The organism is Petralouisia sp. (genome assembly GCF_056822245.1).
Map to the genome: position 1 here is coordinate 20,089 of NZ_JBQIOP010000021.1, position 13,102 is coordinate 33,190.

Consider the following 13,102-nt stretch of genomic DNA (forward strand, 5'->3'; position numbering starts at 1 on the left):
TTCTCCCTTTATTTATATTTTATTCCGTAATTAGTTCATCTTCTTTAAAATCTTTCACAGCAGCGGTTCCAATCATCTCATACCACCGCATAGGGCTGACGCCGTCTCCCGGGCGCTTCACGGAAAGATTGTCCGCTGTTAATTTTTCGCCTTTCTTAATATCCCGCTTCGCCACAATGCTTTTCCTTGCAATAGAAATATTCTTTTTTTCAGAGGGACTGGGCTTTTTTTCACCGCTTCCCATTGCCTTTTCAATATTTCGAATGGACGCCACCATCTGTTTTAACTCTTCTGGTTCCAGGCTTGCCTTATGATCCGGCCCTTCCATATTTTTATCCAGCGTAAAATGTTTCTCTATGACGGACGCCCCTAAAGCTGCTGCAGCTATAGGAACCTCAATTCCTGCCGTATGATCTGAATATCCCACCGGAACTTGAAACACATCTTCCATTTTTCTCATTGCATGCAAATTTACATCTTCCATTGGGGTAGGATATTCTGTATTGCAGTGGAGAAGCGTAATTTGACCCGCTCCATTTTTCCGCAAGATGGAAAGAGCGCTCTCAATTTCATCCATCGTACACATTCCTGTGGATAAAATAATATCTTTTCCTGTGCCAGCTATCTTCTCTAAATACGGAAGATTTGTAATTTCTCCTGAAGGTATTTTCCAAAATGGGATTCCAATCTCCTCCAGAAAATCAATGCTTTCCAGATCAAAAGGAGTGGATAGAAACATAATTCTTTTTTCCTTACAGTACTGTTGAATAGAACGGAACTGTTCAAAAGACAGTTCCAGTTTTTTTACCATATCAAACTGACTTTCCTCATTCCCCGTACTTTCCTTCTGATATTCCGCTTTTTGAGCAAACTTTGAAATTACATTTTCTGTCACAAACGTTTGGAATTTTACACAATCCGCCCCGGCTTCCACAGCCTTATCTACTAATTGAAGGGCCAGCTTATAATCTCCGTTATGATTATCGCCTGCTTCTGCTATGATAAATACTTTTTTTTCCATTCTCTCCTCCGCTCCGTCACTTCCTTTTGTATATTAAGCTCTGTATTTAATTAAAAACTGCTTAGCGTCATCAAAAGTCTGATCTTTTTCTCTTCTTAGGGACACTAATTCATCAAATGCCTGTGGATCAAAAATATTCCTTCCAATGCAAAAATCCAACAATCCCTTCCTGTTAAAATGCTTCTTAAAAGTCAAAAGACTGTCTTCAATTCCCACTCCGCCTCCCAAATGGAATTCCTTGATCCCCTGTTCCGCCGCCCAGTCAGCAGCCGTGCTCAGCAGCAAATTAGCCGACGCCAGTTTCCGATATTCCGGTAATGTTCCCGACAAGTGATAATGCATATATTTTTTATTATAAAAAAAGATAGAAGCACTGACAGGCATTCCCTGATAAACGGCGTAAAAGTATATTATATTCTCTTTCATGTGATGATTTATATATTCAAAATATTCCCGTTTAAAATAATAATAATCTTCTGCTTCATTATTTCTCATCGTTGCTTCATATATATTCTGAAATTCTTCTGCCCTCTCACCTTTATCTTTTACAATTTCTACTCCATATTTCAGGGCTTTACGAACCATGTTTCTATTATTGGGAGTCATATTCTTAAATATAATTTCTTTGTCTGCGGTATCCATATAAACTGTCTTTTTCATATACACAGTATCGCACACGTTCTCAATCGCTCTTTGATTCTGCAATAACGGATGAAAACGGAAAAATTGAGAAATTATTTTATGATTCCTGCACCATTCGCTCAGTTCTCTTATGAAATTTTCAACCCATTCCGTTGTTATATCACCTTCTGTCAAAGGCCCTCCATACCCGTAAGGGGTCGTCCAGTCGTAATAGGCACCTGATTTTAAATAAGGAGACAGCGGTAAAAACTTCGCAATATCCTCCTGCATCATTACATAACACAGCTTTCCCCCATTTTGCTCATGATAGATTAAAACAGGCTGTCCATCGCCATGCAACTGCAAGGAACAGGCATATTCATTAAGATAATAAATATCCCAATTCCGAAAACTCTTTATTGTGCTGTTCCATTTTTTCTTTTTCTCTATTGGAATTATTTCCATAGCTATCTCCTGATTTTTACGTAATCTCTTATTAGCTCTGTTAAATACTGAATATGTTCTGCCCCATATCTTTGATCTATCGGCAGTGATAGAATTTGCTCTGACATTTCTTTTGCATCTTTATGATCCTCCAAACCGGTTCCGGCCAATGGCCAATGTACGGCGCAATAGACCCGATGCTCCGCCAAATACTGGCGAAATTCATCCCTGCCATTCAAATAAACAGGACAGGCGAGGGGAACCATCTGCTTACCTTCCAGGGCTAATTCCATTCCGCATTTCTGCAATGCATTTCGCAGCATCCGATAATTCTTTCTTCTTTTTTCTTTCAAATCATCAATTGAAAAATACTTTAATAAGCTCCGGGATAATCCAGAAATCCTATATATTTCCTTCTGTTTGTCCAACTTCTCTTCCTCTTCTGTAAAAATCTTCCGGTACAATTCATTGCAATCTGCTTTCCCTTCAATATACAGTTTTTTCAGAATCATGGCTTCCAAAAGCACCGATGGATTTTTTGCAGATATATCCGCGAAAGAAATATCCATCCGCTCATTTTCGGAATACAATACCCCACCATCCGGAACGGGAAACCATTTGCGCAGACTGCAGACACAATAGTCTCCTATGGTTCTTCTTTTTGTAAAAATACTGTGGGTAGTATCTTCAATAATAACAAAACCATACTGTCTCCTGTTTCTATTTAACCAATTTAAAAACGTCTCATCCTGCATCTGCCCAAAATAATGCATAAGATAAACAGCGGTGACGTTCTCTGAAAGTTTACTGTCCAAATCCTCTGTATCAACAGTAAAATCTCTCTTGATTTTATAAAATACGATTGAAAAATTTTCCCGATATACCTTTACCACAGATTCGCAGATATAAGAGGGCAGCAGAATGATTCCCGAAGTTAACACTTGATTCAGGACAGCTAAAGCACTGCGCCCGCTGTCCATGTACCAAGTATGATACAACTCTAAATAACGAAATATGTTGTTTTCTGTATTATGCAAGCTGGAGATATCTAATTCAAAATTACTGCCAAGCTCCATAAATTATTCCTCATCCCTGGGCGGAGCATTTACTTCCTCCATCCCATCTGTAAAGATTTCTTCTGCAAACTCTTTAAATACCTTGGCCATCTCCGCTACATTCTTCATATAAAGAATTCCCTTTCTTGCCATTTCTTTTCCTTCTTCCCGGATAGAATCCTTTACCAAAAACTGCTCATTACTTAAAATATACTGGGCATTATTCATGGTGATCATCACCAATTGATAGGTACTTTTCTTCCCAATATCCTCCATCTTCCGCTCAATTTTCTTTAATAAATTCAAATATTCCTTTTGATCAATCATTCTCCTCTTGCATATTTTATCCAATTTTTGATATAGTTTTACTATTTTCTGCGAATTTTCTGATAGTTTCTGGAACTCTCCGCCCAAACCTTTCAGATACTTTACAGCCCACTCTTTCGCCCCCTCATCCAACATGAACGGCAGCTTTCCGAGACATTCCTGAATATTCACCTCTTTGGTACATTCTTTTTGAATTGCCTCCCGCAAAGTCATAATCTCTGTATTTTGGATCTTTGCTCCGCCTTCAGTGGCATTAATTACGCGGAAATTCTTTCTATGATTCTGGCATCCTTCTATGTACATATTGTACCAATCAATAAACACCTTAAAATCATTTCTTGTTGGAACTTTTTCCTCATAATTTCCCTCCACCATCCTAAAACGACTGGTGTTAACCTGCTCCATAACTTCATGAAAAGTTCCGTCCGCATGGGATTTATTGTCTGTATAAGCCAAATCCTGCCCTACTAGAATAACTGTATCAATTCCAATTTTATATAATAACGAAAATACGCTTGTGGCAACCGACCCGCCGCAGGATACATCCCCTATCTTCTGACCGCTTTTCAAAAATATTCTTTCTGCAAATTGGTATCCTTCATTAAAGAAGAACTTCATGCCTCTATGATACTCCAATATTTCCGGCGCCGCATTTAACGTAGTTAAAAGGGGAATTTCCCTTGACTCTTCTATATTAACAAGATCCAACGGTTTCATTGCATCAACAATTGCATACATATCCGGTTTTATCCCCGCCTGCAGCAAAGGCTTCATTGCAGTATCCACCGCAACAATAAACGCTTTCCCTTTTGCTTTCTTTAATTCCTGAATATTTTTATTGAGGGAAGGCCCAGCTGCCACCAGAATTCCCGGAATATCCCGCGGAATTGCCTCCAGAAGCTGGGTGGTTTTATAGCCGTTACATAAATGTCTCGCATTGTAAAATAAATTTTTTACCATAATAGCTGAAAAAATATTTTTAGTATTAAAATCCATTGTTTCCCTTAATGCAATATCACGGCATGTTTTCATAAACTCGACTGTTTCCTCTGGAAATAACTTCCCATAATTGGGAAGAACAATATTTTTGGAAAAACTCAGCATCTCATATATCAAAACAGTTTGCAAAATTCCTTCCATATGTTTTTTATCCATATCCTTCAAACCATCCACCCAAAACACAATCAGATGTTTTTTCATCCATGACTCTAATTCTACCATTTTTAAAAACTTCAAAAAAATCTGGATAGATGGTTCATATATAATAATTGTAATTCTGTTTTCTGTATGTTCCGCTAACTGTTTTAAATAGGACGGGTTTCCGGTTCCTACCATCAAAACCGTTGCATTAGGCTGAAGTTCTCCCAAGGTTTCCACCCAAATCTGAGCTGGTTCCACCGTATTCCGCTTACCATTTAAATAATAGGCCTTATCCTCCTTCTCTATTTTTAAAATCGTCTCCCCGCTATAAGCTGTTTCCTCTATAATTTTCAATTTTGGTTTCATTGTTTTTCTAGCTTCTTCAATCATTGTATCCATTCCCGGATAATGTTCTGCCAATACTTTCAGATTCTTTTCATAGACTGTCATCCGTTCCTTCCTCCTGCTCTTCTTCAACAAATAATTGAAGATACTCCATCAAACCGTAAGCTACCGCATCATGAAGCAATACTATATCTTCCTGTTTCATCGCCTGTAAAATATCATCTAAAATTACAATAATATTCTGGCACATTCCCTGGTATAGTCCTTCTTCTATCCCAAATCTATTTCCATCCAGAAACCATAACACAAATTCTTGTATTTCCGGTATTATTTTCTTTACTTGTTCTACGTTGCTCTGCATACGATAAATCAAATATAAAGCAGAGATATCTCTTAATTTTTGGTACAAATTTTGTATTCTCTCTTCCATGCTTTTCTCCAAGAATTTAATCATTAATTTATATTTTATGAATAAAGGAGCTGGCATTGCCAACTCCTCTATACTCTTTCATATCATAATTTAAAATTAGATCGTTTCTAATTACAGCTAATTACTGTAACAAGGATAATACACCCTGAGTAGACTGATTAGCCTGTGCCAACATGGACTGTCCAGCCTGAGCAAGAATATTGTTCTTGCTGTATTCAACCATTTCAGAAGCCATATCAAGGTCACGAATACGAGACTCTGCTGCCTGTGTATTCTCAGCAACATTATCCAAGTTTGCAATGGTATGCTCTAACCTGTTCTGAATCGCACCAAGTGCAGATCTCTGAGAAGATACCTTATTAATTGCATTCTGTACAGCAGTAATTGTCGCATTTGCAACTGCATAAGAGTCTACCTTGGGCTTATCATAAGTGAAAGAAGCGCCAGAAGCTGCAACTGTAGGTCCGTTTGCAACAACATTTGTCTTGTCAATATAATCTGCAAAGCTACCAGCCATTGCGTTGCTCATAGCTACTTTAGCTGCACTGATATCATTCGCCATAGCCCAACTAACTTTTGTGGAATAATTTGTTGTAAGAGAGATACCATTTGTGCTAAATTCACCGTAATATACATCTGTTCCGCTCATATACGGTGCATATTGATCTTCGGAAGCAGCATTTATAATTGCTGTTGAAAATGCCTGAGTTGCCAAAGCCTGATTGCTTGCTGCATCTTTAGAAGCATCCCACTGATAAGTCATTCCTTTATATGTTACAGAAAGTGGTTTGCTACCTGTCTGAGTCACACCAGATTCGAAACCTTTGATTTCTCTCAATCCCAGTGTCTCAGCATTCATATTGTCAATGCTGATCTGAATCTTCTGATTTGCATTTGCGCCAACCTGAAGATTTCTGGTTGTAAAAGTCCCATCTAACAAATTCTGCTTATTGAACTGAGTTGTGGTGGAGATTCTGTCTAATTCCTGTGTCAGCTGATCCAATTCTTCATTGATAGCTTCACGGTCAATGTTTTCATTCGTATCATTAGCACCCTGAACTGCCAGTTCATTCATTCTCTGAAGGATAGAATGAGCTTCATTTAACGCACCTTCAGCAGTCTGGATTAAGGATACGCCGTCCTGTGCATTGGTAGACGCACGGTTCAAACCGCGAACCTGGCTTCTCATTTTCTCAGAAATCTTTAAACCTGCCGCATCATCGCCTGCACGGTTAATTCTGTAGCCAGATGATAATTTTTCAGAAGATTTTGCCTGAGCACTTGTTGTAACGCCTAACTGACGGTTAGAATTGATAGCTGTAATGTTGTGTTGTACGACCATTGCCATAAGATTTTCCTCCTTGAATATACTGCAGCTTCCATGCTGCAAAATTATTATTTAATATAATCACCTCTGCATTTGCTTCAGTGTTTATATTCTGATAAAACAGTCTTTTCATATTTCCAAATAATCCCTAGGTTAATTACTTGAAAACCACAATGCAATCTTTTATATGCTGCATCTTTGACTTACATTATTTTTATCGGTTGTTTTTAAAAAGACTTTATAGTCATTTTTGAAATTATTATAAAATTATATTTTTGATTCACTATTTTTTCGCCAGCGTATGACTTTGTCACAGCCATCTTTAAAAGACACTTGCGGATGATATCCAATATCTTGAACCAGACTTTCAATATTCGCCTGCAATCCAATGATACAGTCATTATCCACTTTCCTTGCAAATTCACAATTTTCATCTGTCCCGCACAAATCCTTCAATTCCATAATAAATTCCTTCAACGGTCTGGATTCACCGCTGGCTATGCAATATACCCGATTTTCATTGACCAGTTCCCCAATCAGATAAAACATCCGGCCCGCATCATCTTCATACAGATAATCCCACATTTGCTCTGCAGAAGAAAATCTGGCCGTTTCTCCTTTCAGAAACCTGTCAATCGCATAATTAATCATAGTTTCTTCTCTGTCATAACATCCATACACACTGAAAATCCTTGCCCAAATATGCGTCAAATTATGTTGTTTACACAATTTTCCGCTCAATATTCCTGCACTATACTTCGCCATGCCGTAAGCAGTCTGAGGATTTACAGGAGTATCCGGAGCAATCACAGTATCAACCTTACCGTATTCCGCCTGTGACCCTGCACCGATGAATTTTTTGCACCCAAGCCTTTTCGCCAGATTTACCGCATCTAAAGTATACTTAATGTTTGGCTCCTGCAGCATAGGATTATCCCGTTCCTCCTTTGAGGTATGTCCCCAGGCCATATGATAAAACACATCATAGGAACCTGATATATGATCCATGGAATCCAGACGTCCCAAATCACACTCATAAACTTTCAATAGTTTTGATTCAGGCAGACGGTTCATATGAGGAGAGTGCTTCCGTACAACCGCGAGCACTTCTGTTTCTCTCTTTATAGCTTCCCGTATCAGTGCAGATCCTATCATACTGGTTGCACCGGTTACAATTATTTTTTTCATCATTATCCATTTCCTTAATACAGTTCCATTATATACCCTAAAGTTCTTCCACAGGCTCCACTATCATATGACTCTCAAATTCTTCTCTTGGCAAAAATGGATACATATCCTCAATAGGAGCGGACACTAATCTTCCATCTTCCAATTGCCTCGAACTCACAGACGGCATAACTTCCTGATCACGTATAATTTTCACTTCACATAATACTGGCCCTGCCTTTGACATAATTTCCGGAATTTTTTTCTCTATATCCTGAATTTTTTCAATTCTGAAATAGTCTATCCCATATGCAGCGGCTATTTTTTCTATATCTGGAAATGACACGCCTGACGCGCTGTCTGTACCAATAAACCTGCCATTAAAAAATTTATTTTGTGTCGCACGGATCGATAAGTAGCCATCATTATTCCATACAAACAACTTCACTGGTAATTTATAATGCACCAATGTCTGAAGCTCTTGTATATTCATTTGAAAACTTCCATCCCCTGTAATTCCCAGCACTTCCCGATTCTTTCTCGCAACACAGACCCCTATTGCTCCCGGCAGTGTGAAACCCATCTCTGCCTGAGCGCCGCTGGCAATATACCGCTGTCTCTTATCACTGGTTTTTATCCCTTGTGCAGGAACATATGCCACAGAACCTGCATCTGCAACCAATGCTGAATCCCCTTTGAAATACTTCGATAACTCTTCTACGAACAGGTACATATTGATTCCCTGAGAATCATCTTCATAATATTCTTTTAAACAAACCGGATATAAATTTTTCCATTCCAGGCATTTTTCCGCCCATTTATTATAATTACACTCCGTACACTCTAACAGCATTTTCTGCAGCACATCTTTTGCGTCTGCCTGGATCACCTGCTCAATATGAACTGTGTTTTTCAAATGCTCATATTGATCAATATCAATCGCAATTACTTTCGCCTCTCTGGCAAAATACTCATATTCCTGTCCCGTACTGCTTACACTCAGCCTGCTGCCAATCGCAATTACCAAATCAGCATTTTGCAAAGCAAAATTAGCAGAGCGCATCCCTTTATTTCCTATCCTTCCAATATTTAGCTCATCCATGGTAGGCATCACATCCATGCCAAGTCTTGAACACACAACAGGAATTCTATGCTTATGTACAAATTCTGAAAATTCCTCCACTGCGCCTGCCAACCGGATTCCATGGCCTGCAACGATAACCGGGCGTTTCGCATGTTTCAGATCATGTATTAGTCCCTCCACTTCTTTGGGATGAATCTTTTTCTTCAATGGTTTTAGTTCTTTTGGATCAAAATGGCGCAGGTTCTCTTCCTCTATCTCCGCTGACTGAATATCCATAGGTATATCAATCCAAACCGGCCCGGGTCTTCCATCCTTTGCCAAATATAACGCCTTTTCCAAATGATATAAAATATCTTCTGTATGTTCAACCATTACAGCATACTTTGTGATTGAACTGACAATCGATATGATATCTGCCTCCTGAACTCCCACCTGACGAATCGGCAGGTTGATATATCCCAACGTTTCCTTACGTTTACACTGCCCTGAAATAAACACACACGGAACATTATCCTGCCATGCGTGGAGCACTCCCGTAACCGCATTTGTACCTCCACACCCGGTTGTCACATATGCGCAGCCAATCCCTTTATATTTTGCGTAAGCAACCGCAGCCATTGCCACAGCCTGCTCATGATGACAGCATATTTTATTTAATTTCCTGTTACATGCAAGACCATCTGTAAGGAACATCACCCCTCCGCCGGAAATCATAAAAACATCTTCTATTCCGCTGTTATAAATATGGTTTGCCACCAAATCACATACTCTCATATTTACCTCCTGCCAAAAAATGTATTTACTTACAACTGTATTTATTTACCGCATCGCTAATTACCTGCGACATATCATCTATCATCTCATCCGTCATTCCCGGATAAACTCCCACCCAAAAAGTATCCCTCATGATCCGATCTGTATTTTCCAGATTGCCAACCACACGGTATCCTCTCTGTTCTTTTCGCATCTGATCAAAACAAGGATGTTTCACCAGATTTCCTGCAAACAGCATACGGGTCTGGATTCCTCTTTCCTCTAAGAAAGAAACCATTTTATTCCGGTCAACGCCCTCCCTGCAGGTAATCAAAAAGCCAAACCAACTGGGAATGGAATTTTCACAAGCCTCCGGGAGAATCAGCCATTCTTCCAAACCTGCAAGATTTGATTTCAGCCGTTCAAAATTATGAATCCGCCTTTTCACAAATCCCGGAAATTTCTTAAGCTGCGCACATCCGATCGCTGCCTGCATATCGGTAGCTTTTAAATTATATCCAAAATGGGAGTAAACATATTTATGATCATATCCTCTGGGAAGCTCCCCATACTGCCTGTCAAATCTGTGCCCGCACAGATTGTCTTTCCCGGATGGACATACGCAGTCACGCCCCCAGTCGCGGAAAGAACGTATGCATTTATGAAGCAGCGGATGATTCGTATAGACTGCCCCGCCTTCTCCCATCGTCATGTGATGAGGCGGATAAAAAGATGAAGTTCCAATATCTCCGATTGTACCTGTGAATCTCTCTTTGCCATCCAAAATATATTTACTGCCAAGGGCATCGCAGTTATCTTCAATCAGCCATAAATGATGTTTGTCACAAAACGACTTCACTGCGGACAAATCAAAGGGATTCCCCAACGTATGCGCCGCCATCACCACCTTCGTCTTATCTGAAAGAGCCTCTTCCAGCTGCGCAGTATCCAAGTTATATTGAGGAATCGTAACATCAATAAATACTGGGATCACTCCATATTGTATGGCAGGCGCAACAGTTGTTGGAAACCCTGCTGCCACTGTTATCATCTCATCCCCCGGCCGAACCTGCCGTTCTCCCAGCAAGGGCGATGTCAAGGCCATAAACGCATTTAAATTTGCAGATGAGCCGGAATTAACCAGAGAACAATACTGCACTCCGAGATATTCTGCAAAAGATTGTTCAAATTCATCTGTATACTTCCCGGCGGTCAGCCAGAATTCCAACGCTGCGTTCACCAGATTGCACATTTCTTCCTTGTCATACACTCTGGCCGCATAGGGAATTCGATCCCCGGTTTGATAGTTCTTCTTGTTATGATATGTTTTGCAATATTCTGCAACTATATCCAAAACCTCTTTTCTTGCTTCAGGTTCTGTCATACTATTGAATGCCAACATTTACCTGTTCCTCAACCTTTCTATCTGTTTCAGGAGCACTGCTCCCCTTCTGCCATGCCATCTTTTCTTCCGTTCAGTTTTTCCAAACTTTCCAAGGGGCTTGTCCCAGATCCCAAACTTTTTCTAATATGTCTTTTTCCCTCTTATTATCCATACACTGCCAAAACCCTTTATGGGTGTAAGACATCAACTGGCCTTCCGATGCCAACCGTTCAAAAGGCTCTCTTTCAAACACCGTCTGATCACCATCCAAATAGCTGAAAATTTCAGGCTGGAACACCATATATCCAGCATTAATCAATACACCGTCATTTTTATTCTTTTCACGGAAAGACCGAACTGTATTATCTCCGCCGATATCCATAATTCCCTTCTGCTGTTCAATCATAACCGCCGTTAAAGTGGCAATTTTCCCATGTGACTTATGATATTCAGATAATTTGCCTATATCAACATCGCAGACACCGTCTCCATATGTCACCATGAACGGCTCCTCCCCTATATAGGACTGAATCCGTTTAATTCTGCCGCCAGTCATGGTATTCAGCCCGGTATCCACAACGGTTACCTTCCAGGGTTCATAGAAATGATCGTGAATCGTCACATCTCTGCTTCCCTTTGTAAAATCAAATGTCACATCGCTGTTATGTAAAAAATAGTCCGAAAACCAATCTTTTACCATATGCTGCTTATATCCCGCACAAATTACAAAATCATAAAACCCATAATGCGAATAGCATTTCATAATATGCCATAAAATCGGCTTTCCCCCAATTTCAATCATGGGCTTTGGCTTTAACTGGCTTTCTTCACTGAACCGCGTTCCATATCCGCCGGCTAATATAACAACTTTCATGCATATTTCTCCTTGTAAGCTTATCCTATGTTCCTGTTTTCAGCTATTCCATATAGATGATTCTGACCAAAACTCTTTTAATTGCCTGTCCACACATTCACTGACAGATTCTTTGTTCACATAAGCTTTCGTCCACTCCACTGTTTTTTCCACAGCTTTCTCAATATTCCATATTGGGCTCCAGTGAAATCTGCTCTTTATTTTGGAACAATCTAACTTCAAAAATCCCGCCTCATGTGGGCCATCCAGTAATTGGGATTCCCAGGAGATCTCAGACCCCCACTTTTCACAAAATAGCTGCACCAGCTCTCCTGTGGTGATACAATCCTTTTCCTCCGGCCCTACATTATAGCAGCCTGCATATTCCGGATGAATGGCCTGCTGCCATGCCACCATCAAATAAGCGTGCAATGGCTCCAGTACATGCTGATAGGGCCTGATGGAATACGGGTTACGGACAATAATCTTTTCCTGCCTCTGCACGGCCCTCACACAGTCAGGTATAATGCGATCTTTTGAAAAATCTCCTCCTCCAATCACATTGCCGGCGCGCATGGTAGAAACCGCTACTCCCTGTTCTTTGAAAAATGATCGAATATAACTATGTGTTGCCAACTCTGAACAGGATTTGGAATTGGAATAGGGATCGTATCCATCTAACCGATCATTTTCCCGGTAGCCCCATTCCCATTCCTGGTTATCATATACTTTGTCTGTTGTAACATTCACCACAGATCTTACGCTTTCGGACTGCCGTACGCATTCTAACAGGTTTACCGTACCCTGCACATTTATTTCGTAAGTTTCTTTGGGATTGATGTAGGATTCCCGGACAATTGGCTGCGCCGCTAAATGAAACACAATTTCTGGCTTCTCCTGAATGAAAATTTGTTTTAAATGAGTATAGTCCCGTATGTCGCCTATAATAGAACGTCCTCTCTTCTCAAATTCTGCTGAATCCAAAAGGGGAACATGTGTCGGATGTAAGGAATATCCAATCACTTCTGCACCCATACTGCTAAGTATTCTGCTAAGCCAGCTTCCCTTAAAACCAGTATGTCCTGTCACTAATACTCGCTTTCCATGAAAAAACTTCGCATCTTTTGCCATATATTTTCTTACCTTCCAAA

General features: G+C 40.0%; 11 protein-coding genes. All 11 read right to left on the reverse strand.

Going from position 1 to position 13,102, the window contains the following annotated elements:
* Positions 1-19 precede the first annotated feature (19 nt).
* The 11 genes from neuB to rfbG all read right to left on the reverse strand — a co-directional run bounded on the left by neuB (position 20) and on the right by rfbG (position 13,082).
* Positions 20-1,021, reverse strand: coding sequence for an N-acetylneuraminate synthase (gene neuB / locus ACTO17_RS10030; RefSeq protein WP_482557832.1), 1,002 nt, complete (start codon positions 1,019-1,021; stop codon positions 20-22).
* 33 nt (positions 1,022-1,054) lie between these two features.
* The gene (locus tag ACTO17_RS10035) at positions 1,055-2,107 is read right to left on the reverse strand and encodes a lipid II:glycine glycyltransferase FemX (protein ID WP_482557833.1); all 1,053 of its coding nucleotides are present in this window, start codon (positions 2,105-2,107) and stop codon (positions 1,055-1,057) included.
* A gap of 2 nt (positions 2,108-2,109) precedes the next feature.
* Positions 2,110-3,162 carry a DegT/DnrJ/EryC1/StrS family aminotransferase gene (locus tag ACTO17_RS10040; protein WP_482557834.1) on the reverse strand — a complete coding sequence of 351 codons (1,053 nt, stop codon included), beginning with the start codon at positions 3,160-3,162 and terminating at the stop codon, positions 2,110-2,112.
* Between the two features lie 3 nt (positions 3,163-3,165).
* Entirely contained in the window at positions 3,166-5,058 is a 1,893-nt protein-coding gene (locus ACTO17_RS10045) for a motility associated factor glycosyltransferase family protein (protein WP_482557835.1), read from the reverse strand.
* Positions 5,045-5,383: a hypothetical protein gene (locus ACTO17_RS10050; RefSeq protein ID WP_482557836.1), complete on the reverse strand. Its 339-nt coding sequence runs from the start codon at positions 5,381-5,383 to the stop codon at positions 5,045-5,047. The genes ACTO17_RS10045 and ACTO17_RS10050 overlap by 14 nt, the downstream gene beginning before the upstream one ends.
* 121 nt (positions 5,384-5,504) lie before the next feature.
* Positions 5,505-6,725 (reverse strand): flagellin N-terminal helical domain-containing protein, encoded by a 1,221-nt coding sequence (locus tag ACTO17_RS10055; RefSeq protein WP_482557860.1) that lies wholly within the window; start codon positions 6,723-6,725, stop codon positions 5,505-5,507.
* A 252-nt stretch (positions 6,726-6,977) separates the two neighbouring features.
* Positions 6,978-7,901, reverse strand: coding sequence for an NAD-dependent epimerase/dehydratase family protein (locus ACTO17_RS10060; RefSeq protein ID WP_482557837.1), 924 nt, complete (start codon positions 7,899-7,901; stop codon positions 6,978-6,980).
* 34 nt (positions 7,902-7,935) lie between these two features.
* Positions 7,936-9,735: a thiamine pyrophosphate-binding protein gene (locus ACTO17_RS10065; RefSeq protein ID WP_482557838.1), complete on the reverse strand. Its 1,800-nt coding sequence runs from the start codon at positions 9,733-9,735 to the stop codon at positions 7,936-7,938.
* A 25-nt stretch (positions 9,736-9,760) separates the two neighbouring features.
* Complete coding sequence (rfbH, locus tag ACTO17_RS10070; RefSeq protein WP_482557861.1) at positions 9,761-11,113, reverse strand: lipopolysaccharide biosynthesis protein RfbH; 1,353 nt, start codon at positions 11,111-11,113, stop codon at positions 9,761-9,763.
* A gap of 76 nt (positions 11,114-11,189) precedes the next feature.
* Positions 11,190-11,972 (reverse strand): glucose-1-phosphate cytidylyltransferase, encoded by a 783-nt coding sequence (gene rfbF, locus ACTO17_RS10075; protein ID WP_172536078.1) that lies wholly within the window; start codon positions 11,970-11,972, stop codon positions 11,190-11,192.
* 39 nt (positions 11,973-12,011) lie between these two features.
* Positions 12,012-13,082, reverse strand: coding sequence for a CDP-glucose 4,6-dehydratase (gene rfbG, locus ACTO17_RS10080; protein WP_482557839.1), 1,071 nt, complete (start codon positions 13,080-13,082; stop codon positions 12,012-12,014).
* Positions 13,083-13,102: the final 20 nt, after the last annotated feature.